This is a genomic window from Streptomyces sp. JB150, from assembly GCF_011193355.1.
Lineage (GTDB): Bacteria > Actinomycetota > Actinomycetes > Streptomycetales > Streptomycetaceae > Streptomyces.
In genome coordinates this window covers 6,427,766-6,451,184 of sequence record NZ_CP049780.1, presented here as the reverse complement: position 1 = coordinate 6,451,184, position 23,419 = coordinate 6,427,766, and the positions used below count along the sequence as shown (strand labels likewise).

At 74.2% G+C, this 23,419-nt stretch carries 23 protein-coding genes, 1 tRNA gene and 1 pseudogene; 10 read left to right on the top strand and 15 right to left on the bottom strand.

The annotated features are described in order from the left end of the window. Positions 1-81: 81 nt before the first annotated feature. Positions 82-1,455: a trypsin-like serine protease gene (locus tag G7Z13_RS29420; protein WP_166003269.1), complete on the top strand. Its 1,374-nt coding sequence runs from the start codon at positions 82-84 to the stop codon at positions 1,453-1,455. An 18-nt stretch (positions 1,456-1,473) separates the two neighbouring features. On the opposite strand, the gene G7Z13_RS29415 is transcribed toward G7Z13_RS29420, so the two are convergent. From G7Z13_RS29415 to G7Z13_RS29395, 5 genes are read right to left on the bottom strand one after another with little or no spacing between them, the layout of a single operon-like run. Further along, positions 1,474-2,568, bottom strand: a complete 1,095-nt coding sequence (locus G7Z13_RS29415; RefSeq protein WP_240926382.1) for a beta-lactamase family protein — start codon at positions 2,566-2,568, stop codon at positions 1,474-1,476. Further along, complete coding sequence (locus G7Z13_RS29410) at positions 2,565-3,485, bottom strand: hypothetical protein (RefSeq protein ID WP_166003267.1); 921 nt, start codon at positions 3,483-3,485, stop codon at positions 2,565-2,567. Before G7Z13_RS29410 ends, G7Z13_RS29415 begins: the two co-directional genes overlap by 4 nt. After that, positions 3,482-4,489, bottom strand: a complete 1,008-nt coding sequence (locus tag G7Z13_RS29405; RefSeq protein ID WP_166003265.1) for a hypothetical protein — start codon at positions 4,487-4,489, stop codon at positions 3,482-3,484. Before G7Z13_RS29405 ends, G7Z13_RS29410 begins: the two co-directional genes overlap by 4 nt. After that, positions 4,486-5,196: a hypothetical protein gene (locus tag G7Z13_RS29400; RefSeq protein WP_166003263.1), complete on the bottom strand. Its 711-nt coding sequence runs from the start codon at positions 5,194-5,196 to the stop codon at positions 4,486-4,488. Before G7Z13_RS29400 ends, G7Z13_RS29405 begins: the two co-directional genes overlap by 4 nt. Positions 5,197-5,217: 21 nt before the next feature. Further along, entirely contained in the window at positions 5,218-5,412 is a 195-nt protein-coding gene (locus tag G7Z13_RS29395) for a hypothetical protein (protein WP_166005416.1), read from the bottom strand. 432 nt (positions 5,413-5,844) lie between these two features. Between G7Z13_RS29395 and G7Z13_RS29390 the strand changes: the two genes are divergently transcribed. Together G7Z13_RS29390 and G7Z13_RS29385 are read left to right on the top strand one after the other, a co-directional pair. Next, entirely contained in the window at positions 5,845-6,180 is a 336-nt protein-coding gene (locus G7Z13_RS29390) for a metalloregulator ArsR/SmtB family transcription factor (RefSeq protein WP_166003261.1), read from the top strand. 2 nt (positions 6,181-6,182) lie between these two features. After that, the gene (locus G7Z13_RS29385) at positions 6,183-6,971 is read left to right on the top strand and encodes a cation transporter (protein ID WP_166003259.1); all 789 of its coding nucleotides are present in this window, start codon (positions 6,183-6,185) and stop codon (positions 6,969-6,971) included. A gap of 106 nt (positions 6,972-7,077) precedes the next feature. On the opposite strand, the gene G7Z13_RS29380 is transcribed toward G7Z13_RS29385, so the two are convergent. After that, positions 7,078-8,199 (bottom strand): amidinotransferase, encoded by a 1,122-nt coding sequence (locus G7Z13_RS29380; RefSeq protein ID WP_166003257.1) that lies wholly within the window; start codon positions 8,197-8,199, stop codon positions 7,078-7,080. 424 nt (positions 8,200-8,623) lie between these two features. On the opposite strand from G7Z13_RS29380, the pseudogene G7Z13_RS33890 reads away from it, so the two are divergent. Continuing rightward, positions 8,624-9,384 (top strand): annotated as a pseudogene (locus G7Z13_RS33890) (trehalase-like domain-containing protein); the annotation flags it as partial. A gap of 356 nt (positions 9,385-9,740) precedes the next feature. Here the strand turns inward: G7Z13_RS33890 and G7Z13_RS29370 are convergent. Continuing rightward, positions 9,741-10,607, bottom strand: coding sequence for a helix-turn-helix transcriptional regulator (locus G7Z13_RS29370; RefSeq protein ID WP_206313164.1), 867 nt, complete (start codon positions 10,605-10,607; stop codon positions 9,741-9,743). Positions 10,608-10,744: 137 nt separating this feature from the next. Here G7Z13_RS29370 and G7Z13_RS29365 point away from each other — a divergent pair, with 137 nt between their 5' ends. After that, entirely contained in the window at positions 10,745-11,530 is a 786-nt protein-coding gene (locus G7Z13_RS29365; RefSeq protein ID WP_166003253.1) for an alpha/beta hydrolase, read from the top strand. A 78-nt stretch (positions 11,531-11,608) separates the two neighbouring features. Here the strand turns inward: G7Z13_RS29365 and G7Z13_RS29360 are convergent, their stop codons facing one another. Beyond that, positions 11,609-12,460 (bottom strand): helix-turn-helix domain-containing protein, encoded by an 852-nt coding sequence (locus G7Z13_RS29360; protein ID WP_240926381.1) that lies wholly within the window; start codon positions 12,458-12,460, stop codon positions 11,609-11,611. A gap of 112 nt (positions 12,461-12,572) precedes the next feature. Between G7Z13_RS29360 and G7Z13_RS29355 the strand changes: the two genes are divergently transcribed. Beyond that, complete coding sequence (locus G7Z13_RS29355; protein ID WP_166003251.1) at positions 12,573-14,024, top strand: amidase; 1,452 nt, start codon at positions 12,573-12,575, stop codon at positions 14,022-14,024. Between the two features lie 150 nt (positions 14,025-14,174). On the opposite strand, the gene G7Z13_RS29350 is transcribed toward G7Z13_RS29355, so the two are convergent. Then, positions 14,175-14,363 (bottom strand): hypothetical protein, encoded by a 189-nt coding sequence (locus tag G7Z13_RS29350; protein ID WP_166003249.1) that lies wholly within the window; start codon positions 14,361-14,363, stop codon positions 14,175-14,177. Positions 14,364-14,669: 306 nt separating this feature from the next. Between G7Z13_RS29350 and G7Z13_RS29345 the strand changes: the two genes are divergently transcribed. Then, positions 14,670-15,728 (top strand): helix-turn-helix domain-containing protein, encoded by a 1,059-nt coding sequence (locus G7Z13_RS29345; protein ID WP_166003248.1) that lies wholly within the window; start codon positions 14,670-14,672, stop codon positions 15,726-15,728. A gap of 77 nt (positions 15,729-15,805) precedes the next feature. Here G7Z13_RS29345 and G7Z13_RS29340 read toward each other — a convergent pair whose 3' ends face one another. Next, a complete protein-coding gene (locus G7Z13_RS29340) occupies positions 15,806-16,732 on the bottom strand; it encodes a universal stress protein (RefSeq protein ID WP_346768004.1) in 927 nt (308 codons plus the stop codon). A gap of 172 nt (positions 16,733-16,904) precedes the next feature. Here G7Z13_RS29340 and G7Z13_RS29335 point away from each other — a divergent pair, with 172 nt between their 5' ends. The 3 genes from G7Z13_RS29335 to G7Z13_RS29325 are packed head-to-tail and all read left to right on the top strand — an operon-like array spanning position 16,905 to position 18,518. Then, positions 16,905-17,516 (top strand): hypothetical protein, encoded by a 612-nt coding sequence (locus G7Z13_RS29335; RefSeq protein WP_166003246.1) that lies wholly within the window; start codon positions 16,905-16,907, stop codon positions 17,514-17,516. 43 nt (positions 17,517-17,559) lie between these two features. Next, a complete protein-coding gene (locus G7Z13_RS29330) occupies positions 17,560-17,925 on the top strand; it encodes a phage holin family protein (RefSeq protein WP_240926380.1) in 366 nt (121 codons plus the stop codon). Beyond that, entirely contained in the window at positions 17,901-18,518 is a 618-nt protein-coding gene (locus G7Z13_RS29325) for a DUF3618 domain-containing protein (RefSeq protein ID WP_166003242.1), read from the top strand. The genes G7Z13_RS29330 and G7Z13_RS29325 overlap by 25 nt, the downstream gene beginning before the upstream one ends. Before the next feature lie 227 nt (positions 18,519-18,745). Here the strand turns inward: G7Z13_RS29325 and G7Z13_RS29320 are convergent, their stop codons facing one another. From G7Z13_RS29320 to eboE, 5 genes are all read right to left on the bottom strand, one after another. After that, positions 18,746-19,210: a MarR family transcriptional regulator gene (locus tag G7Z13_RS29320; protein ID WP_166003240.1), complete on the bottom strand. Its 465-nt coding sequence runs from the start codon at positions 19,208-19,210 to the stop codon at positions 18,746-18,748. A 265-nt stretch (positions 19,211-19,475) separates the two neighbouring features. Next, positions 19,476-19,560 (bottom strand) — tRNA-Leu (locus tag G7Z13_RS29315). A gap of 187 nt (positions 19,561-19,747) precedes the next feature. Beyond that, complete coding sequence (locus G7Z13_RS29310; RefSeq protein ID WP_166003238.1) at positions 19,748-20,797, bottom strand: sugar phosphate isomerase/epimerase; 1,050 nt, start codon at positions 20,795-20,797, stop codon at positions 19,748-19,750. A 59-nt stretch (positions 20,798-20,856) separates the two neighbouring features. Next, positions 20,857-22,251 carry a nucleotide pyrophosphatase/phosphodiesterase family protein gene (locus tag G7Z13_RS29305; protein WP_166003236.1) on the bottom strand — a complete coding sequence of 465 codons (1,395 nt, stop codon included), beginning with the start codon at positions 22,249-22,251 and terminating at the stop codon, positions 20,857-20,859. Then, positions 22,248-23,417, bottom strand: coding sequence for a metabolite traffic protein EboE (eboE, locus tag G7Z13_RS29300; RefSeq protein ID WP_166003234.1), 1,170 nt, complete (start codon positions 23,415-23,417; stop codon positions 22,248-22,250). Before eboE ends, G7Z13_RS29305 begins: the two co-directional genes overlap by 4 nt. Between the last annotated feature and the right edge of the window lie 2 nt (positions 23,418-23,419).

Below are 23,419 nucleotides of genomic sequence, written 5' to 3'. Positions count from 1 at the left end.
GCACGCGACATCCCGGCGGGCCGCCGCGGCAAGGCCTATGGCCTCACGGCAGCTTCCCCAGGAGCGAAGGAGACAGCTCGAATGGCCCACAGACACACCGTTGCCCGGCACGGGGCCGCGCTCACCGTGCTCGGCGCGCTCGTCCTCGCCGCGATCCCCACGGCCGAGGCGGCCGATCCGGAGCCCTCCGCCGGTTCCGTCGCCACGGCGGCCCAGACCCTCGGTGCCGACAAGCCGTCGCAGCAGGTGCTCCTCGCGCTGCAGCGGGACCTGAGGCTGACGTCGACGCAGGCGCGGGAGCGGCTGGTCAACGAGGCGGAGGCCGGGGCGCGCGCGGGCAGGCTGCGCAACGCGCTCGGCGAGCGGTTCGCCGGCGCCTGGCTGCGCGGCCCGGTGGCCGGCGAGCTGACCGTGGCGACCACCAACGCCGAGGACGTGCCCGCCATCGAGGCCGAGGGCGCGAAGGCCGTGGTCGTCACGCACACCCTGGCCGCCCTGCGGGCCGTGAAGGCGCGGCTGGACAGCACGGACATCCTGTACGACACGCGCGACTCCCCGACGTGGTACGTCGACGTGCCGGGCAACCGGGTGGTGCTGGAGGCCGTGGACCAGGCGTCCGGGGCCGCGTTCGTGTCGGCCGCCGGGCTCCGTGCGGAACAGGTCGCCGTCCGGGTGACGGCGAACCGGCCGCGGCTGTTCGAGAACATCACCGGTGGTGATGCCTTCTACATCGACGGCGCCGCCCGCTGCTCCGTCGGCTTCTCCGTCACCAAGGACCAGCAGCAGGGCTTCGTCACCGCCGGCCACTGCGGCAAGGCGGGCGCGAAGACCACCGGCTTCAACCAGGCCGACCAGGGCACGTTCCAGGCCTCCACGTTCCCCGGCAAGGACATGGCGCATGTGGCCGTCAACGCGAACTGGACCGCGACCCCGGACGTGAAGGGCGAGGGCGGCCAGAAGGTGCAGGTCGCCGGGTCGGTCGAGGCGCTGGTCGGGGCGTCGGTGTGCCGTTCGGGCTCGACCACCGGCTGGCACTGCGGCACCATCGAACAGCACGAGGTCAGCGTCAGCTACGCCGAGGGCACCGTCGACGGCCTCACCCAGACCACGGTGTGCGCCGAGCCCGGCGACTCCGGCGGCCCGTACGTGGCGGGCGTCCAGGCGCAGGGCGTCACCTCCGGCGGCAGCGGCAACTGCACCGAGGGCGGCACGACGTTCTACCAGCCGGTCAACCCGATCCTCGGCGACTTCGGCCTCACCCTGACGACGGCGTCGCAGCAGTCCGCGCCCGCTCCGCAGGACGGCACCGCGGCGGACGCGTGGAAGTCCGGCCGGGTCTACGAGGTGGGGGCCACCGTGACCGTCGCCGGCGTGCGCTACCAGTGCCTCCAGCGGCACCAGGCGCAGGGCGCGTGGGCGCCCGACACGACGCCCGCGCTCTGGCAGCGGCTGTAACCGGATCGGAGCGCCGGTTCACGGCTCCGCGAGGATCCCGTACGCCGTGGTGACGAACGGGTCGCGGTGCCGGAACCGGCGGGTGCACACCGCGGCCAGGGCCGTGCCGGTGTCGGGCCGGAAGCCGATGAAGGCCTGCTGGCCGAGGGTGGCGCCGCTGTGGAAGTACAGCGGCCCGCCCGGCGTCGGATGCCGGAACCAGGACACGGTGTGCACATGCCGGTGCCCCAGACCGCGCTGGAGCACCGGTGTGCGCACCGCGCCCGGCACGCCCTCCGGGTCGAGGTGGGCTTCGAGGAAGGTCAGCAGATCGTGCGGGGTGGCGCGCAGCGCGCCCGCCGCCGTGAAGCCGCCCGCATCGAACGGGGGCACCGGCGTACGGCCGTCCGCGCCGTGCCCGGCGGCGTCGGTCTTCGGGTCCTCGGCGCGCAGCGCGGTGCCGCGCAGTCCGAGCGGGCCGAGCACGTGCGCGGTGAGCAGCTCCTCCCAGGAGGTGCCGGTCGCCGCCGCGACCGCCTGTCCGAACACGGCGACCCCGAAGTTGGAGTACCGCCACCGGGTGCCGGGCCGGTGGCGCGGCCGGTGGCGCAGGAAGGCGTCGGTGACCCGGTCGGCCGGGTAGCGGGCGTACGGGTTGGTGCGCCAGGCGGGCAGGCCGCGCAGGTAGAAGTCGCGCGGCAGGTTGGGCAGCCCGGAGGTGTGGGTGACGAGGTGGGCGAGCGTCACCGGGTGCGGGCCGGGGAGGCGGTCCGGATCGAGGCAGGCGGCGGCCGGCTCGCCGCCGGTCAGCAGGCCGCGCCGGGTCAGCTGGACGAGCAGCAGTCCGGCGAACGCCTTCGAGGCCGAGCCGATCTCGTAGCGCAGGTCCTCCCGCGGTACGGGGGGCGGCGGGGCGGTGCCGCCGCAGTGCTGGACGCGCCGGCCGCCCCGGGAGACGGCGAAGACGGCGTCGGGCGCGTCGACGGCGTCGACGGCCGCCGCGAGCCGCTCCCGCAGCGCCGCGTCGTCCGTGGCGGAGGTTGCCGCGGGGGGCGTGCCCGAGGCGCTGCCCACGCCGGATTCCTCGCCCGGCCAGTACATGTCCGGCTCGCTCCTCTCGTCCGGTGCGCTCATGTCGCCGGCTGCGCCAGCTCGGTGAGGGCGCGGGATGTGGCCATCACGGAGGCGAAGGCGGCGACCAGGGTGGGGTGGTAGACGATGTCGAAGACCTCGTCGGGGTCGCCCTCGGGCATCTCCCGCACGGCGGGCATGGCGCCGTCGGGCTGCTGGACCGCGGCGAACTTCTCCCAGGCCCGCTCGTCGAAGGTGGGCCGGGGCAGGCAGGCGTCGACGACGAGGAGTTCGCCGAGCAGGTCCCAGCGTTCGAGGTCCAGCCAGTCGTCGATCCACACCGGCAGCCAGGTGGCCAGGTAGTCGGCGAGGCGGGGCGGCAGGCCCTCGGGCCGCTCGCCCCAGTCGGTGAGGTGGAAGACGGTGTGGGTGAAGTCGTAGGCGATGCGCGCGGTGACCGTCCACGGCTCGGGGGTGCGGGCCAGCCAGGTGGTGTCCACCAGGTCGGCTTCCGGCGGGCGGGGGGTGAGGCCGAAGCGGCGCTGGAACGCGGACAGGCCGAGCCGGCGGGTCGGCGTGACCTCGTAGGACGTCCAGCTCTCCAGCCGGTGGTTGAGGACGGTGGCGCGCTCGACCTCGGGCTGGCTGTAGCCGAGTTCCTTGTAGGCGAGGTACACCTCGAAGGGGATGGGGGAGACCGGCTCGATGCGCTGGCCGCGCACCAGCATCCGGCCGCCGTCGAGGGTGTCGCGCCAGGTGTGGTCGAGCAGCCGGCGGGCCAGCTCGGCCTGGCGTGACCCGGCGACGCCCTCACGGAGCAGCACCTTGCAGATCAGGGCCAGTTCGCCGATCGGCTTGAACCGCTCGAGGAAGCCCACTTCCGGGTCGACGTCGACTTCCAGACGGAACCCGTCGCGGTGGGCCCAGAGCCATTCGAGGGCGCGGACGCCCACGGTGTGGATGAGTCGGGTGGCGGTCATCCGGGCACTCCTTGTCCGCCGTACCGGTGCGCCGTGGCACCGGGCGCCCCGGCCGCCGCGTCCGCGGGGAGGCGCGCGAGGGTCAGGGCCGCCGCGAAGGCGGCCATGAGGGTGGAGTGGTAGCAGTGCGGGAAGTCGGGTTCGGGGCCGCGTCCGCCGTCCGCGCCGCGGTCCGGTTCCTCCTCGGGCAGGGCGCCCGACGCGTACTGCGCCGGCGCGAGCCGCGCCCAGGAGTCCGTCAGCAGCGCCGCGTCCGGGCCTCCGGGGAGGCTGGCGGCGACGACGAGCAGTTCGCAGCTCAGGTCCCACATCCCGGCGTCCAGGCAGGTGTCCAGCCAGGGCGGCAGCCAGTCGGCCAGGTAGCCGGCGAGGTCGGCGGGGACGCCCTGGGGGTCGTGGCCCCAGTCGGTGAGGTGGAAGACCACGTGGGTGAGCGAGTAGCCGGCGGCGCGTTCGAACGCCCAGGGTTCGGCGCGCCCGCCGAGCCAGGTGGAGCGCAGGACACGGGCGGCGTCCTCGGGCCGCCGGATGCCGCTGCGCCGTTCGGCGCGCAGCACGCCCAGCCGGCGGGTGGGCTCCTGTTCGGTGAGCCGCCAGCCCCGGCTGCGGGCGACAGTCGCGGCGGCGGCCTCGTAGCCGGGGTGGCGCAGGCCCGCCGCGGCGAAGACGGAGTAGATCTCCAGCGGGTAGGTGGCGAAGGGTTCGAGGCGTTGCAGTTCCACGAACAGCCCGCCGTGGTCGGTCTGTTCCCAGGCGAACCGCAGCAGGTCACCGGCCTGGGCGTGCAGCGGGTCGGTGGGCGGGGTGTGCAGCCGTACGGTCGCGCAGACCTGGGCGAGTTCGCCGAGCGGCTTCCAGGTGAAGTTGACCTGGCAGTCGGGGTCGAGGGCGTCCTCGCCGAGGGCGAACTCGCCACGGTGCGCGGACAGCCACGCGAGCGCGGCGGACTGCGTGTCCCGGATGCGCCGGGTGTCCCGGGTCGCCCCCGCGGGCGCGGCCGTCATACGCGGGCTCCGGTCGCGCGCATCACCCGGGCCGCCTCGACCTGGAGCGCGACGCGCGGATCGGTGCCGCCCATCAGCTCCACGAAGTCCAGCCCGGCCTCCAGGCCCAGCTCCGGTGGCACCCCGTCGAGCAGGGTGAGCCAGCGTCCGGCCCCGGCGGCCTGCTGCCAGTCCCTGCGGCGCACCGCGCGGACGAAGCCGCGGGCCACGTCGACGGGGCGGCGGCGGGCGGCCTCGCAGACCGCGCAGTCCTCACCCGGCAGAGCGAGCGGGGCGAGCACGGCCAGCTGGTGTGTGAGGAACTGCCAGGAGGCGCCGTCCAGCCAGGAGGCGCCGGGCTCCTGGGCCCGGTCACCGGGGAGGACGCCGTCCGGCGCGGCCTCGAAGCGCCGCAGGGTGCGGCGCATGGCCCAGTGGCTCCAGCGCACGGCGGGAGTCGCGTCGGGTCGGGGCGGGAAGCTCTCCACGGCCTTGCGGAACACGGCGAGTTGCGCCATGTCCGGCAGGGTGCGGGAGAGCACCTGCGGCAGCAGCAGGTCCGCGCCCAGCACGCGTACGGCCGGAAGGGAGAGGCCCGCCTCGGGGACCTCCGGTGCTTCGGGGCCCGATACGGTGACGTGGTCTCCGCCACGGAGGGCGGAGACCACACCAGAGGCGAGCTCCTGCACTGCGCCCTGCAAGAGGGCCGAAGTGCCTGATTGCTCCATTCAGCTGCTCTCCTGAGTCGCTCAGCCCTTCTTGGGGCGAGGGGTGGGCGGGGACAGGAGCAGCTTGATCGCGCCGCCTTCCAGCGCCAGGGCGGCGCACTCCCGGCTGTCGCGGAAGACACCGTCGGGCTCGACCGGGTCGAGGGCCGCTTCGATGTCGGTGTCCTGGATTCCGATGACTTCTTCGATGGTCTCGTGTACGGAAGGCACCTGCATCATCTCCCTTGAGGCTTGCGATTACCTTCACCTCCCCAGTTGACCGAATTGGGGCGTTTCATGCAGAACATCCGATTAAAACCTGTTTCATCCCTTCAACATTTCAACGATCGGTCAGTTGACGAGCGGACTTCCCGGACCTCGTGAGCCATGAGCCGGCGAGATCGTCCGGGACTGCGCCAACGACCTGAGAAGGAGGGCGGGTTACGGGAGCACCGGCAGGCTCGGCGGCCACGTCGGCCGGGAGGGCCGTGCACGCGCCAGCGGCGCCTAGACCTCATTGCGGTCGTCAACCACCGGTGAGAACCAGGCGGTTCGCCAACTCCGGCGCCCGTCGACACCCCCGTGCAGGGCGACTGCCGCACGGAGCGGGCACGTTCGGCATTTACATCCAGGATTCTCTGAATTCAGGAATCGGTGTACTCTGCCGCCGTGCTGACTGCTGCCTCCGACATCGACGTGCTGACCCGTTTCGGCCGCGCGCTCGCCGACCCCCTCCGCTGCCGCATCCTGCTCGCCCTGCGCGCCGCCCCCGGGTACCCGGCCGCCCTGGCCGACGCGCTCGGTGTCTCGCGCACCCGGCTGTCGAACCACCTCGCGTGTCTGCGGGACTGCGGCCTGGTCGTCACCGTCCCCGACGGCCGCCGCACCCGCTACGAGCTGGCCGACACGCGCTTCGGGCAGGCGCTGGACGCCCTGCGCACCGCGGTGGTCGACGTGGAGTCGGACCGGACGTGCGCGGACGCGGACGACAAGGGGTGCTGCTGAGCATGGCAGCGCGGCCCGCACGCACCGTCGGCTCCCCCGGCACCGGCCCGGACCGCCGTGACGCGCTCACCCGGCGCATCCGGCTGCTGGTGGCCGCGACCATCGCCTACAACCTCGTCGAGGCGGCCGTCGCCCTCACCGCGGGCGCGCTCGCCTCGTCCACCGCCCTGCTCGGCTTCGGGCTGGACTCGGTGATCGAGGTGTCCTCCGCCGCCGCGGTCGCCTGGCAGTTCTCCGCCCGCGACCACGCCGTCCGGCAGGCGCGCGAGCGCCGCGCGCTGCGGATCGTCGCCGTGTCCTTCCACGCCCTCGCCGCCTACGTCACCGTCGACGCCGCACGCGCCCTCCTGGGCACCGCGGAGCCGGCCGAGCGCTCCGTCACCGGCATCGTGCTCGCGGCGCTCTCCCTCGCCGTCATGCCGTTCCTCTCGGCCGCGCAGCGCCGGGCGGGGCGGGCCCTCGGCTCCGCCAGCGCGGTCGCGGACTCCCGGCAGACCCTGCTGTGCACCTACCTGTTCGCCGCCCTGCTGGCCGGACTGCTCCTCAACGCCACGCTGGGCTGGTCCTGGGCCGACCCGCTCGCCGCCCTCGCCATCGCCGCCGTCGCCGTCAGGGAAGGCCGGGCGGCCTGGCGCGGCGAGGGCTGCTGCGCCCCGCCCACGGCCTCAGCCACAGCCACAGCCACAGCCACAGCCACAGCCACAGCCACAGCACCTGCGGTGTCCGCCCCGTCCACCCCGCGGGAAACGCAGGGGTGCGCCTGCGCGCCGGGCGGGACCTGCTGCGCCTGACATCGGGCCGACACGCCCGCACCGCGCCGACGGAGCGTGAGCCCCGCACCGGCCAGTCCATGTCGGCGTCGGCCACCCGGCCCGCGTCCGTCCGCCGCTGGGCGCGTCAGTCGACGTACGACTCCAGCGTCCCGCGCCGGCGCACGTCCAGCGTCGCGCAGTGGAACGAGCCGCCGAACGGGGCGTAGTGGAGGAGGTCGCAGGGGATCGGCTCGAAGCCCCAGCGTTCGAGGGAGCGCAGCATCTCGGTGTGGTGGCGTTCGGCGATCACCCGCTTCTCGTCCACCATGAGCACGTTCATGCTGAGCCAGCGGCCGCACATCGAGGTGACCTTCAGCAGCGGGTCCCGGATGGGGGTGGGCTCGGGGGCGATCAGGACGTCCCAGGAGCGCAGCACCTCGGGCAGCCGGTCGACGTCCACGTAGTCCGGGTTGACCAGCACCTTTCCGGGTGCCAGCGGGACGAAGGTGGTGTCGATGTGCATGGGCGTGCGGCAGCGGCTCTCGATCTCGTGGATGCGGTAGCCGGGGCCGAGGTGGCGGCGCAGCCACTCGATGCCCATGCGGTTGGTGACGTTGCTGCGGGTGACGAACAGGTCCCGTCCGGCGCGCACGAAGTCCGCCGCGTCGAAGACGGGTTCGAATTCGGTGAGGATGTAGCGCATGGGCTCGTCCGGCCCGGGGACGCGGAAGCCCCCGACGAAGAGGTCGTCGGTGAGCTGCGGCTTGGGGGCCGAGGTCCAGCGGGCGCCGCGCCGGAAGTAGTCCTTGAGGATCGGGCGGTAGGAGTGCGTCTCGAAGTACCGGCAGGGCCACGCCATCGGCGTCTCGATGATCTCGTCGCCGATCACGAGCATGCTGTCGCGCGGGCAGCTGTTGCAGAAGCCGCGTGACGACCAGTCCGGGGTGCCGAAGCGCCGTCCGTGGTCGACGGCGTCGGGGCGGCGGACGGTGACGCCGAGGGACGTGAGCAGCGCGACGAACCCGTCCAGTTCCTGCTGCGCCCGCTCGACCAGCAGCCGCGGATAGCGGAAACCGCCGGCGAGCCCTTGCAGCCGCGCGGCCCACGGCGGCACGTTGCACGTCACCACCGGGTGGGTCGGGGGGATCCGCGACCCGTCGAGCCGGCCGACGATGATCTCCTCCAGCGGATCCCACTCGTTGTGCGAACAGACCGGTGACACAAGACGTCCCGCCGACTCGTCGGTCACCTCACTCACCAGCGCCATGCAGACCAGATTCCCGGACGACCCGGATTCAAGCGCACCCCACCCGTACGGAGGTACCCGAGTCGGCCCGAGTCCGATGTCATCCCCATACCGGGGGCATATGCAGTTTTTGCGCCTTTGGCATATGACAAGTCGCATGTGCGTCCACTCTGTGACACCGTGAGGAAGGCGCCCGCGGATCCTTCAGGCGCATCGGCCCGCCCCAGGTGCCCGGCCTCGTCCGGCACTGCCGCCTCCCGGGTGGCAGCTCAATCAACGCCCGCACCAGCCGTACGGCCCGGCGTGTGCCCGCTTCCGTCCCAGGACCGGGCCCCGCCATGGGCGCGCCCATGGCGGGGCCCGGCGGCCGGCGCGAGGGAATGTCGACATGGTCAGCGCCATCGAGGACTACGCCTTCATCGGCAACCTGCACTCGGCCGCTTAGGTGGGGCGCGACGGGTCGATCGACTGGCTGCGCCTGCCCCGCTTCGACTCGCCCGCCTGCTTCGCCGCGCTGCTGCACGACGAGACCGCGGGACGCTGGCTGCTCGCCCCGCCGGCGGCGGCCGCGCGACGCGGCGCGGATACCGGGAGGACACACCGTCCTGGGGAGCGAGTGGCACACCGTCGAGGGCGGCGTCCGCGTCGTCGACTGCATGCCGCTGCGCGGCGAGGCCGCCGACGTGGTGCGCGTGGTCGAGGGCCTGAGCGGCCGGGTCACCATGCGCATGGACCTGCGGCTGCGCCCCGACTACGGGCGGATCGTCCCGTGGGTGCACCGCACGGGCGGCGGACTGCGAGCCGTGCCCGGCCCGGACGCGTTCTGGCTGCACCCCCCGGTCGAGGTGTACGGCGAAAACCTGTCCACCCGGGCCGAGTTCACCGTCGAAGCGGGGCAGCGGCTGCCGTTCGTGCTGACGTACAAGCCGTCCCACCTGGTCAGCCGCCCCCGACCGGTCGAGGCGCTGGCGGCCGTCGAGGCCACCGAGCGGTTCTGACGCGACTGGATGAGCCGGTGCGGCCACAGCGGACGGTGGGACGAGGCCGTACGGCGCTCCCTGATCACCCTCAAGGCCCTCACCTACCGGCCCACCGGCGGCATCGTCGCCGCGGCCACCACCTCACTGCCCGAACAGCTCGGCGGCCCCCGCAGGCTGGGACTACCGTCACTGCTGGCCGCGCGACGCCACGTTCACCCTCCAGGCGGCTGGCGATGCTCCCGGCGTGCCTGGGCCGGGGCTGCTCCTGGGGGTCTCGCTCGCCTTCGTGACGCCCACCGATGTGTCGTGGGTGGTGCGATGCGCGGCCACGGGCACCTTCGGCGTGTTCTTCGGCATCCTGTTCCAGCGGATCCAGCCCGCGCACCGCCGCTGCCGCCGGGCCTGTCGTGGTCGGTCATGCCCCCACTCTGCGCCGGGCGTCGCGCGCTCGCCTCCCGTGGGCGAGCGGCCGGGCTTCGGGCTGGGCCCGCCCACGATCTCCCGCCCGTCGCCCGCGCGCCCGCGCGTGGAACGGTCACCGGCGGTCCGCCCCCGCCGTGCTCTCGGGCGCTGACCGTGCTCTCAGGCGCTGTCCGCCGCGGTGAACTGGCCGTTGCCCACCACCTTCAGCAGTGCGAGGCGTTCGCTCGCGTCACTGCCGACGGGCGGGGTGTAGAGGATGACGCGCTGGTCTCCGCGCGGCGCGAGCAGGACCTGGCAGTCCAGGTCGACCGGGCCGATCAGCGGGTGCAGCACGCGCATCCTGGCCGACCTCCGTACGGCGACCTCGTGCAGGTCCCACAGGGCGCCGAACTCCTCGCTGGCCTCGCGCAGGCGCCGTACCAGACGGGCCGCCGCGGGATCGCCGGTGCGCCCGCCCACGGCGGCCCGCAGGTCGGCGACGTGCAGCCGGCTGTAGTAGTCGTGCTCGTCGGCCGGGTACGCGGCGCGCTGGGCGGGGTCGGTGAACCAGCGCCAGACGATGTTGCGGCCGTGCTCGGACACCGAGCACACCCCGCCGAGCAGCGCCTCGGCCATCGCGTTCTGCGCCAGCACGTCCCCCAGGTCGTTCACCACCTGCACCGGCGTGGTGGGCAGTTGGTCCAGCAGGTGCAGCAGTCCGGGGTGGAGGCGGTCGCCGCAGGTGCGGGCGGCGGGCGGACGCCGGCCGGCGAGCAGGTGGAGGTGGTCGGACTCGTCGTCGGACAACCGCAGGGCGCGGGCCAGGGCCGCCAGCATCTCCGGGGAGGGCTGCGGGCCGCGGCCCTGTTCGAGCCGTATGTAGTAGTCCGCCGACATGCCGGCGAGCTGGGCGACCTCCTCGCGGCGCAGTCCGGGGGTGCGGCGGCGCGGGCCGACGGGCAGCCCGGCGTCCTGGGGGCGCACACGGTCGCGGGAGCGGCGCAGGAAGTCGGCGAGGCCGGCACGGTCGATCGTCATGGCCGCCATCCTGCAACACCCCTGCTCCGCGCAGCCAGGGATCGCCGGTCCCAGGCTGAGGAGGTCTCTCCCGGCCCGCCCGCCGCGGCGGCAGTGTGGGCGGGGCCGGGGCACGAGGCGCCGGCGGATGACACGAGGAGCGTTCCATGCCCACCCTGACCGCCGACGGCGCGCGGGTCCACTACCACCGGACCGGCGAGGGCCCCGCGCTGGTCCTGGTCCACGGCACCGGTTCGGCGGGCGCCGCCGTCAACTGGGGTGAGATCACGCCCCGGTTCGCCGGGCACCGTACCGTGATCGCCCCCGACCTGTCGGGCACCGAGGCCACCACCGACGACGGCGGTCCGCTGACCGCGGAGGGGCTGGCCGCGCAGGTCGTCGCCGTCGTCGAGGACGCCGCCGACGGCCCGGTGGACCTGCTGGGCTTCTCCATGGGGGCCACCGTCGCCGCCACCGCGGCCGCCCTGCGCCCCGACCTCGTACGGCGTCTGGTGCTCGCGGCCGGCTGGGCCCACACCGACTCCGACGCGTACCTGCGCAGCCTGTTCACCCTCTGGCAGGAGCTGGGCACCGCCTCCCCGGCCGCGTTCGGCCGCGCCGTGGCGATGACCGGCTTCAGCCGCGGCTTCCTCAACGCCATCGGGCGGGAGCGGTTCGAGGCCCTGATCCCCAACATGCCGCCCACCGAGGGCACTCTGCGGCACATCGCCTACGACCTGCGGGTCGACATCCGGCACCTGCTGCCCCGCATCCAGGCCCCGTCGCTCGTCATCGGCGCCGCCCAGGACATCACCGTCCCCGTCGAGCACAGCCGCGCGCTGCACGCCGCCCTCCCCCACGGCTCCTACGCCGAGATCGACGCGGGGCACGTGATGTTCTTCGAGCAGGAGGACGCCTTCGTCGAACTGGTGACGGGCTTCCTGGACAGCTGAGCGCCGGGGCGGTCGGAAGGTGGCTCGCCGGGCCTTACGGGAGGCCGGCTGCCAGGCCTCCGGCGGGCTGACACCGTGTCAGGCCACGGACAGGTAGGCGGGTGCGGCCCAGGCCACGTCGTCGACCGCGAGCCAGGGCGCGTCCGCCACCGCGCCGGGCGTCACACCGGCGAACGCCCGTACGTCACGGTGGAGGTGGGACTGGTCGACGTAGCCGCACTCCGCCGCGACGAGTGCGGCGCCGTGCCCGGCGGCGAGTCGGTGCACCGCATGGTCGAAGCGGATCAGCCGGGCCGCGCGCTTGGGGCCGAGGCCGATCTGGGCGCGGAACCGGGACCACAGCCGCTTGCGGCTCCATCCGGCCTCGGCGGCCAGCGACTCGACCCGCGCCAGGCCCCGGCTCGCCACCAACCGCCGCCAGACGAGGGCGACTTCGGGATCGGCCGCCCGGTCCTCGTCGAGCCGCCGGGCGAGGGTGGCCTCCGCGAGCGCGAACCGTTCCTCCCACGAGCCGGCCTCGCGCAGCCGCTCCCCGGTGCGCGCGCCGTCACGGCCCCACAGGTCCTCCAGCGACAGCACCGTCCCGGCCGGCTGCGACGGCGCGCCCAGCACCGCGTGCGCGACCAGCGGCGACAGCCGCACCTGAAGGCACTCGACGGCACGGCCGCGCCCCCTGACCCCGCTCGGCCCGAGCCCGACGACCACGCTTCCCGCCTGCCGCCGGCCGCTGGTGTCGGCCACGGCGAGCGAGCCGTCCCCCAGGTCGACGGCGACCGTGACCGCCGGGTACGGGACGACGCTCAGATCGACCGGGCCCGCCGTACGGGCGCGGAAGCCGGCCATGGCGACCCCGGGCAGCCGACCGGGCCGCGACGGGGTGGCGATGTCCCACACCGCGGCGGCGTCCGGGGCCCGCTCGGCGGATGGCATGGCGCCAGGCTACGGGACATTCGTCCAAGACGGTCCGGGGCGGGCGCCCGGAGACTGGCGGCGCGCCGCTGAGCGCGGCCCTGAACACCCGTACCGGAAAGGACCGTTCGTGATGCGCTCACCGATCGACCCGTTCACGCCGGCTGTCGAACTCGCCGCCGCGATCCGCGGGAAGGAGGTGAGCCCGGTGGAGGTGGCGGAGATGTTCCTCGAGCGGATGGACGCGCTCGACCCCCGCCTGAACGCCTTCTGTCACCGGGCCGACGATGACGTCCGCAAGGCCGCGGCGGAGGCGGCCGACGCGGTGGTCCGGGCCGGGTCGCCGTCGTCGTCGGCGGCCCAGGATCTGCCGCCTTTCCTCGGCGTCCCGCTGCCCGTCAAGGACCTCGTCGACGTGGCCGGCTGGCCCACCACGCACGGGTCGGCCGGCGCGGACCGGCGGCCGGCCACGGCGTCGGAGCCGGTGGTACGGCGCTTCCTGGACGCGGGGTTCGTCCTGCTCGGCAAGACCACCACCTCCGAGTTCGGCACCCTGCCCTTCACCGAGAGCCCGGCCCTCGGGATCTCGCGCAACCCGTGGGACCCGGACCGCACCCCCGGCGGGTCGTCGAGCGGCGCGGGCGTCGCGGTCGCCGCCGGGATGGCGCCGCTCGCGCACGCCGAGGACGGCGGCGGGTCGATCCGCATCCCCGCCTCGTGCACCGGCCTCGTCGGGCTCAAGCCCACCCGCGGCCTGGTGACCAACGAGGTCATCGGCGTGGAGGGGCTGGCCACCAGCGGGGTGGTCACGCGCTCGGTGGCGGACACCGCGGCCGTCCTCGACGTGCTCGCGCGTCATGACCCAGGCGCCTGGTGGTCGCCTCCGAGCCCGCGCCGGCCGTTCACGGCCGCGCTGCGCGCGGAACTGCCGGCCGGGCTGCGGATCGGGGTGCTCACCGACTCCCCGATCGACGGGATCGCCGTGGACCCGGCGTGCCGGGCGGCCGTCGACGCCACCCTGCGGGCGCTCGAATCGGCCGGCGGGCACCTCGTGGACACGCCGCTGCCGCTGCCCCCGGCCGACGAGCTGGTCGGATCCTTCACCACCCTCTGGAACCTCGGCGGCGCCGGTGTCCCGCTCGCGGACCCGGACCGGGTCGAGCCGCACAACCGGGTCCTGCGGGACGCGGCACGCGCGGTCGACTCCTGGGCCTACGCGGAAGCGGTGCGCGGGACCCAGCGGCTGTCGCGGCGCGTCGTGGAGGGCTTCGTCGCCGGCTTCGACCTGCTGGTCACTCCGACGACGGCCTGCCTCCCGCCGCGCGTCGGCGCCCTGCGGGCGGGCACCGACGAGGATCCCCTGGCGGCCCTGCGCAACAGCTACGCCCTGGGGGTGTTCACGTCGCTGTTCAACGTGACGGGCCAGCCGGCGGTGTCCGTGCCCGTGCACCACGACGACGCGACCGGCCTGCCCGTCGGCGTGCAGCTCGTCGCCGCCCCTTGGCGCGAGGACCTGCTCCTCCAGGCGGCCCGCGTCCTCGAACTGGCCCTCCCCTGGGCCGGCCGCCGCCCGCCCGTCGACTGAGGACCGGCCCGCGCGCGACGGGAGCGGGACGTATCCCTGGGTGAGGTCCGCACGGAGCCGGAGCCGCTCGGCGGGGTCCCGGGGCTGGTGCCCGGCGGGTCGCTGCGGATCTTCGCGGACCCGCCTCGCGGCCGGTTCACACGTACCGGCTCAGCCCCGGGCCGGCCTGGGCGGACGTCGGTCACCGGCCGGGGCGGGGCCGCACACCGTGCCCGCCGGTGCCTCCTCCTCCGTCCACCACACGGTGGCGGCCCGGCGCTGGTCGCGGCGCATGAGGACGGCCGTGAGGAGGACGACGACCGCCGTCGCGGCGGCGAGCGGGATCAGGAACGCGGTCATCATGACTCCTTCCGTCCGGAGGTCTCCTCGCAACTGCCGCGGCACGGCCGACGCGGCACGCTCGACGGGGCGCCTGGCAGGGCATGCCTGACGGGGTGCGCCTCACGCCCGGTGCCGGTTCCCGGCATACTGCCGGTCACCGGCACCGGAGCGATCCGTTGTGCTCCCCGCGCCCATGGTGCACCGGCGGCGCGGGCCGACGCATTGCCGAGTCCCGGCAGAGTTCTCTAGGGTCTGCGTGCCTGGCACTGTCAGGAAGTCGTCAAGATCCGCCGGATACCGCCGGACGTCTGGAAGGGGGCACGAGTGGCGGAACCCGCACCACCGGAGCCGTACCTCGACGGCTACGCCCGCATCCTGGCCGAGGTGTCCGCCACGGGCCGCCGCCTGACCCGCGACGAGCTGGAGTCCCGCCGGGTCCTGGGCGAGCGGGCCGCCGACGCCGGACCGGGCCTGCGCGCGCTGGTCGGCGCCTATCTCGCCGCCACCCGCACCGCCTGGCCCCACACCCCCGGCTCCGCCGACAGCGTGCTCGCCGCCGTCGAACAGGCGATCGACGCGGTCGCCGCGGGCTACGAGCGGGCCCAGCGGCTCGCCGTGCGGCAGGAGGAGGCCGCCCGCCGCGAGTTCATCGACGACCTCCTCTACGGCCGCTCCGACCTGGGCCGGCTCGCCGAGCGCGCGGAACGCTTCGGCCTGCGGCTCTCCCGCGCCCACGCCGTGGCCGTCGCCGAGGGCTCCGGCGGGTACGAGGAGGGCGCCCCGGTCCCCCGGCAGGTGGAGCAGGCGCTCATCCTCCGCTTCGGCGACCGCGACTTCCTGCTGACCACGAAGGGCGGCCGGCTCCTGTGCGTCGCCCCCGGCGACCAGCCGGAGATCCTGACCCACTTCGCCCGGCACGCGCACGCCGCGACCGGCGGCGGCCGGGTCGCGATCGGCCGACCGCAGCCCGATCCGGGCGGCGTCGTCCACTCCTACGAGGAGGCGCTCAACACCCTGGAACTCGCGGACCACCTCCACCTCGACGAGCCCGTGCTGCGCGCGGCCGACATGCTCGTCTATCCCGTCCTCACCCGTGACCGCCAGGCCATGGCCGACCTGGTCCAGGGCACCCTCGGCCCGCTCACCACCGCCCGCAACGGCGCCCAGCCGCTCCTCGACACCCTCGTCGCCTACTTCGACTGCGGCTGCGTCGCCGCCGAGGCGGCCCGGCGGCTCTCCCTGAGCGTGCGCGCCCTGACGTACCGGCTGGAACGCATCCACCAGCTCACCGGCGTGAACCCCACCGACCCCGCCCGCCGCTACACCCTCCACACCGCCGTCATCGGCGCCCGCCTGCTGGACTGGCCCGCGCAGAGCCTGTGACCCGCGCGGACGCGGTGGGACGGAACGCGGACGCGGTGGGACGGAGCGAGGGCGACGGGGACGGCGCGAGGGCGGCGTCACTCCTGGCCTTGGTGCGGGACCACCGCCACCGGGCAGTCGGCGTGATGCAGCAGCGTGTGCCCCACCACCCCGAGCTGCGGCCCGAGATGCCCGTGACGGCGGTGGGCCCCGACGACCAGGAGGTCGGCCGCGGCGGACCGGGCGAGCAGCACCTGGCGGGTTGACCCGTCGGTCACCAGGCGCCGCACGTCGGGGCGGGAGAGCCCGTCCGGCAGGTCCCCCACGGCACGCAGGGTCTCGTCGACCAGCGCCGAGGCCTCTTCCTCCAGGTGATGAGCCGGCTCCCCGCGCAGCAGCGGGTGCCCGGCCGCCCGGTGGGCCGGCCGGTGCCAGACCCGTACGGCCTCCAGCACGCTGTGGCGCACCGCGGCCTCGCGCACCGCCAACCGCGCCGCCGCCGGACCGGTGGCCGGACCGCCGACGCCCAGGACGACCCGGCCGTTCGCGACGTCCCGGTTGCGCAGGCTGCCGCGCACCACGACGACCGGGCAGGTGGCGCGGGCCGCCAGGGACAGGCCGACCGAGCCGAGCAGCAGTTCCCGGATCGGCCCCCGGCCCCTCGACCCGGTCACGACGGCGGTGGCGCCGGCGGCCTCCCGCAGCAGCGCCGACGCGGCGTCCTGCGGCACCAGGTCGGTGCTGATCTCCAGCATGGGGGCGCGCCGCCTGGCCCGCTCCGCGGCCTGCGCCAGGATGCCCTCGGCCAGATCGTGCTCGGTGACCGGCTCCGGGTCACCTCCCAGAGCGTCCTGGAACGCCTCCGCCTCGTACCGCTCCCACAGCGACGCGTGGACGATCCGCAGCGCCAGACCGTGCCGGACCGCCTCGTCGGCGGCCCAGTCGACCGCCAGCAGACCGGGCTCCGAGCCGTCGACGCCCACGACCAAGGGCCGCCGTTCCATGGCCCCCACCGCCTTCGTCACACCGGAACATCCTCATTGTCCCTCCGACAGCGATCCACGGTCGCGGCCATTTACCCGTTTCAGTGGCGTACGTCCGGATACGCGGCAAAGCGCACCAACTGCCACATCCATACCGGCGCGTACAGGGCGGCGAAGGCCCGGAACGGTGTACGCGCGCAGCAGGGAGGAAGCGATGACTGCTGAACCGACGGACGGCGGTCCCGAGCGCGTCCAGCCCGGACAGGCGGCGAAGGAACAGACCTCGGCCGTGACCGGCCAGGCGGGCCAGGCCGCCGGCCAGGTCGGGAGCACGGCGCTGGAGCAGGCCAGGACGGTGACCGGAGAGGCCCGCCGGCAGACCGAGAGCGCGGTGTCCGACCTCCGGGAACGCGTGACCCAGGAGATGGAGGAACAGACGCGGCGCGCGGCGGGCACGGTACGGCAGTGGGCGGACGATCTGGCCGCTCTGGCGGACAACGCGCCCGGCGAGTCCCCGGCCCGCAGTCTCGTGACGCAGGTGGCGGACGGAGGCCACCGCGCCGCCGAATACCTGGACCAGCACGGGGTGGCCGGCATGACCGAGAACCTGAAGGGCTTCGCTCGCCGGCGGCCGGGCGCGTTCCTGGCGGGTGCGGCGCTGGCGGGCCTGGCCGTCGGCAGGATGGGCAAGGCCGGCGGCAAGGCCCGGTCCGCACAGCAGCAGCCGTCTGCGGCGGGCCCGGGCGACGCCACGCCACCGCCACCACCACCGCAACTGCCGGAGGGCGCCGCGCCACCGGTGCCGCCGGTCTACCCGGGGGTGTGACATGCCGTCGCTCACACCCGAGCCACGCGGCCAGGACCGCTCGGTGGGAGAGCTGTTGTCCGAGGTCACCTCGGACGTACAGACACTCCTGCGGCAGGAGATCGAGCTGGCCAAGGTGGAGATACGCCAGGAGGCCACCAAGGCGGGCAAGGTGGGCGGCATGTTCGGCGGGGCGGGCTTCGCCGGGTACATGGTCGCCCTGTTCGCCTCGCTCGCGGCCGTGTTCGGCCTGGCCAACGTGATGGACGCCGCCTGGGCGGCCCTCATCGTCACCGCCCTGTGGGCGGGAATCGGAGCGGTGCTGTTCGTCATGGGCCGCTCCCGGATGCGAGAGGTGTCGCCGAAACCGCAGCAGACCGTGGAGACCCTGAAGGAGGACGTCCGATGGGCACGTCACCCGACCAAGTGAGGGCCGAGATCGAAGCGACCCGTGGCCGACTGTCGCAGAACGTCGACCGGTTGGCCGACCACACCAGCCCCGCGCGCGTGATGCGCCGCCGCACCCATCGGGTCCGCGGCGCGGTCTCCGGTATGCGCGAGCGGGTCATGGGCTCCGCCTCCGGGACCGCGGGCGCGGTCCAGGGGCGTACGCAGCAGGCCGCCTCGTCGGTGCAGGAGAGCGCCGGCCAGGCGGCGGACACCGTGCGCCGGACCGCCGGGCAGGTCGGTGAGGCCGTCGGCAGCGCCCCGGAGCAGGCCGTCCGGCAGACCCAGGGCAATCCGCTCGCGGCCGGACTGATCGCCTTCGGCGCCGGTCTGCTGGCCGCCTCGCTCCTGCCGACCACGCGAGCGGAGGAACAGGCGGCCGCCCAGCTCACCGAGCAGGCCGGTCCGGCCTTGGAGCCGGCCAAGCAGGCGGTGATGGAGTCCGCGCAGCACCTGAGGGACGACGCCGCCGAGACCGCCAGGCAGGCCGCTCAGGAAGTGAAGGACACCGCGACGGAGGCCGCCCGCACCACCAAGGAGGAAGCGCGGGAACAGACCGGACACGTCTCCGAGTAGGCCAGGCAGTCCGGCCGGCAGGTGGCCGACGAGGCCCGCCGGCAGCCCCCCGCCTCGGCCTGAACGCTCAGCGGCCCGCCGCACCCGCCGCGTCTGCCGGTGCGGCGGGCCCCTTCGGTGCGGGGCCCCTTCGGTGGTGCGGCGAGCCGCTGCCGGTACGGCGGACCGCGGTCGGTGCGGCGGCCGGGACGCGTTCGGGTGCGGCGGGGCCCCGGCGGTGGTGCCGGTCAAGCGGGCTTGCGTGGCCGAGGCACCCATGCCTTGGCCCCCACGAACCCGCACACGAGGCCGAGCGCGTCCCGCAGAATGCGCTGCTCGGGGGACGGGCTGACCCACAGAGCCTGCTCCAGCAGCTGACGGCGGCGCTGGCGCGTCGCTTCCAGAAGGGTCCGCCCCGCCCCGGTGAGGGCCACCTCGACGTGGCGCCCCGCGGGGGTACGGCGCACCAGGCCGCGCGCCTCCAGCCGGTGGCACAGCCGGGTCACCGACGACCGGCTGATGCCCAGACAGTCCGCGAGTGTGTCGGAAGAGAGAGCGCAGGCGTTCTCCGAGAGCGCCGCCAGCGCACGCAACTGCTGCTCGGAGACGGTGGGTGCGACATCCCGGCGAGCGCGGTGCCACAACTCGACAACGGATTCGACCACTGGCTCGACCACCGCCATGGCATGGGCAGCCTCACGGTCTGTGGACATGCTCCGCTCCTTCCTCGGCGTCAGGCCGGGCCTCTACCCACCTGGCGGTGCACCACCCACGGAGCGCGCCTCGTCATTCTGTTCGAAAGCGGTGTGACCTGGTGTTTCGGCCTGAGAGCGTTGATCACCGGGTCAGCCACTCGGGTGAAGGAGACGGTGGCACCCTGGCGCCGTGGCACCGGGCGGGACGATCGCCGAGCGGTGAACAGGTCGCGGGACACAGAAATGGTGGCCGGGATCGCTCCCGACCACCACTCGTGATCTGTGTCCGAGGGGGGACTTGAACCCCCACGCCCGATAAAGGGCACTAGCACCTCAAGCTAGCGCGTCTGCCATTCCGCCACCCGGACCAGGTGTCTGCCGCCTTGCCGGGGGTGTTCCCCGCGGCGACAGGGACAACAATACCAAGGTTTCGGAGTGCCTTTCACCTGCGTATTCGCAGGCCGGGGAGACAGGGGGCGGCGGACGGACACCTGGCAGGGGCCCGTCACCGCGTGCGTCGGCGCTGTCACTCGATGGTGCCGGGCGGGGGTGCGGTCAGCACTTCTCCCGCAGCGAGTGCAGGTGCTCGCTGGACTTGCGGGCGAAGGCGAAGGACTCGGCCGGGTTGTCGTGCTCGGCCTGCCAGTGGTGGGCGAAGCGCTCGCCGCGCAGCCGGGTGACAGCCGACAGGAACCGCCGGTAGTCGATGTCCCCGTCACCGACGTCGACCATGCGGTAGCCGTGCTCGGTGGTCGGGTCGCTGACGCCGTCCTTCACGTGGAACAGCGGGTAGCGGTGGGGCTGCCTCAGGACGTAGTCGAGGGGGTCGAACGGGGCGGGTGTGCCGTCGGGCCGCTTGGAGTAGCGGAACTGGCCGACGTACGCCCAGTAGATGTCCATCTCCAGGTAGACCAGGTCGGGGTCGGTCTCGGCGAGCAGCACGTCGTAGAGACGGATGTGCGGCTTGTCGGTGGCGAAGGAGAACTCCTCGGAGTGGTTGTGCTGGTAGAACTTCATGCCGCGCGCCCTCGCCGCCGCGCCGTAGGTGTTGAAGTCCTCGGCGGCGCGCTTCCAGGCGTCGACGGTCGAGCCGTAGCGGAACGGGTTGGACGCCGTGCCGATGTGCTTCAGGCCCAGTGCCTGGGCGTCGTCGAGGACCTTGGTGAGGTTGGTGGCGAAGGTGTAGGCGCTGGGGTCGCTGGAGTGGTAGCCGACGTGGCTGCCGATGGGGTTGAGGCCGTGGTTCCGGGCCAGGCGCCTGAGCTGGGCGAGGGTGATGGCGCCCGCGGAGCCCTGGGTGTATCCGGCGAACTCGACCTCGTCGTAGCCGTACTTCTCCAGTTCGGCGAAGACGGGGCCGAAGCCGAGCGTGGAGACCTTGTCGCGCAGGCTGTACAGCTGGATGCCGAGCCGGCCGGGCGGCAGGACGGGGCGGCCCCGGCCGGGCGCGGCGTCGGTGCCGGCCGTGGTGTTTCCGGCGGCGGACGCGGGGGCGGACGCCGCGCCGAGCAGGGCGGCGGCGGTGGTGCCGGCGGCGACACCGAGCATGCCTCGTCTGGTGAGGCGGTGGGTGAGTTCGGGGTCGGGCTGGGAGAAGCGGCTCATGCCTGGAACTCCTTGGGGTCGGGGCCGTTGTCAGTGGTGGGTGCTTCACTGGTGACAGGTCAGGACAGACCGGCCAGCCGGAGCAGGAGTGCTTTCACGTCGGTGGCCGCGACGCGGTCGCCGACAGCGCGGGGGGTGGAGCAGATGAGGAGCGGACCGTCGTCGTCGCTCGACGGGAGGCGGCCGTGGCTGCCCCGGACAGGTGAGGGGTCCAGAGGCACGACCGCCATGCGGTAGCGCAGGCCCAGCTTCTTGCGGGCGAGGGCCGTCGCCGCCTTCACCTTGACGTAGGGGTCGAGGGGATCCATGAACAGCTCGACCGGGTCGTAGCCGGGTTTGCGGTGGATCTCGACGAGCCGCGCGAAGTCGGGCGCGCGGGCGTCGTCGAGCCAGTAGTAGTACGTGAACCAGGCGTCCGGCTCGGCCACGGCGACGAGTTCGCCGGAGCGCGGATGGTCGAGGTGGTGGGTCTTCTTGCCCTCGTCGTCGAGGAGCAGGTCGATGCCGGGCAGGCCGTCGAGCGCGGCGCGGGTCGCCGCCAGGTCCTCGGGGCGGCGGACGTAGACGTGGGCGATCTGGTGGTCGGCGACGGCGAAGGCGCGGGACGCCATCGGGTCGAGGTATTCCATGCCGTCCTGGGTGTGCACCTCCAGCAGTCCGGCGCGGCGCAGTGCCCGGTTGATGTCGACGGGCCGGGACACGCGGGTGATGCCGTACTCGGAGAGGGCGACGACGGTGCGGCCCTCGGCGCGGGCGTCGTCCAGCAGCGGGGCGAGCGCGGTGTCCAGGTCGGCGGCGGCCCGCAGGGAGCGGGGGTCGTCGGGGCCGAAGCGCTGGAGGTCGTAGTCGAGGTGAGGGAGGTAGCACAGGGTCAGGTCGGGGCGGCGGGTGCGCTGGATGTACCGGGTGGCGTCGATGATCCAGCGACTGGAGACGAGTCCGGCGCCGGGGCCCCAGAACTGGAAGAGGGGGAAGGTGCCGAAGTTGCGGGTGAGTTCGTCGTGCAGGCCGGCGGGGCGGGTGTAGCAGTCGGGTTCCTTGCGGCCGTCGGCGTAGTAGACCGGACGGGGGGTGACGGTGACGTCGGTGTCGGCGCCCATGGCGTACCACCAGCAGATGTTGGCGACGGTGTAGCCGGGGTGGGCGCGGCGGGCGGCGTCCCAGAGTTTGTCGCCGGCGACCAGGCCGTTGTGCTGGCGCCACAGCAGCACCTCGCCGAGTTCGCGGAAGTACCAGCCGTTGCCGACGATGCCGTGCTCGGCCGGCGTGGTGCCGGTGAGGAAGGTGGACTGGGCGGCGCAGGTGACGGCGGGCAGGACGGTGCCGAGCGGGGCGTGGGAGCCGGACCGGGCGAGCGCCCTGAGGTGCGGCATGTGGTCGAGGAGCCGGGGGGTGAGGCCGACGACGTCGAGGACGAGGAGCGGGGTGGGGCGCGCCGGGGCGTGGGCGGTCACGGCAGCTCCTTCAGGCCGAGGTCGGTGAGGAGGTCGCGGGCGAGGGCGAGTTCGGCGGCGATGCCGTCGGCGAGCCGGCCGCGGGTGTGGGGGCGCAGTTCGGGCGGGAGGGCCTGCCAGGTGTAGGTCTCGACCTCCAGGTGGCGGGTGAGCGGGTGCGGGCCGCCGACGAGCCGGGCCAGGGCGGCCTTGAGGACGGGGAGGGTGGAGGTGAGCGGCGCGGCGGGGGCCGCGTGCAGCGGGACGTGGAAGTGGGACCGCCAGGGTGTGCCGTCCGGGAGGGCGTCGCCGCGCAGGGCCTCGCCGAGGTCGTCGGTGCCGCGCAGGCCGGCCACGGTGGGGGTGCGGGTCTGGTGCAGGAAGCGGGGTTCGTCGAAGGAGGCGAGGGCGTCGCGGACCTCGGGGAGGTGGGGGTGTTCGGCGTGCAGGGCGGCGGAGAGCTGGGACTTGACGAGGGGGATGCCGGCGTCGGTGAGGGCGTCGAGGGCGGTGTCCGGGTCTTCGAAGGAGGTGGCGAGGTGGCAGGTGTCGACACAGATCCCGATGCGGGGGTGGGCGATGGCGGCCAGCGGGGCGAGGGCGTCGCCGGTGGTCTCGACGACGCAGCCGGGCTCGGGTTCGAGGCCGACGCGCAGGGAGCGGCCGGTCAGTTCGGCGAGGGCGTCGAGGCGTTCGCCGAGGGTGGCCAGGGCGGTGCGGGCGGCCGCGGTGCGTTCCTCGCCGGCGGCGGTGCGCCAGGCGAGCGGCAGGGTGGAGATGCTGCCCTCGGTGACGTCGTCGGGGAGCAGTCCGGCGAGGACGCGGGCGAGGGCGGTGGTGTGGTCGAGGCGTTCCGGGTCGGCCCAGTCGGGGCGGTAGACGCGGTACTTGACCTCCTCGGCGCCGAACCCTTCGTAGGGGAAGCCGTTGAGGGTGACGACCTCCAGGCCGCGCCGGTCGAGTTCGGTGCGCAGGGCGCGCAGCGCGGACGGGTCCGCGACGAGGGCGCGGGCGGCGTCCCGGGCGAGCCACAGGCCGATGCCGAGGCGGTCGCGGCCGAGCCGGCGGCGCACGGGTTCGCAGTGGTCGCGCAGCTGGGCGAGGACACCGTCGAGGGTTTCCGCGGGGTGGACGTTGGTGCAGTAGGCGAGGTGGACGACGGAGCCGTCGGGGTGGCGGAAGCGCATCG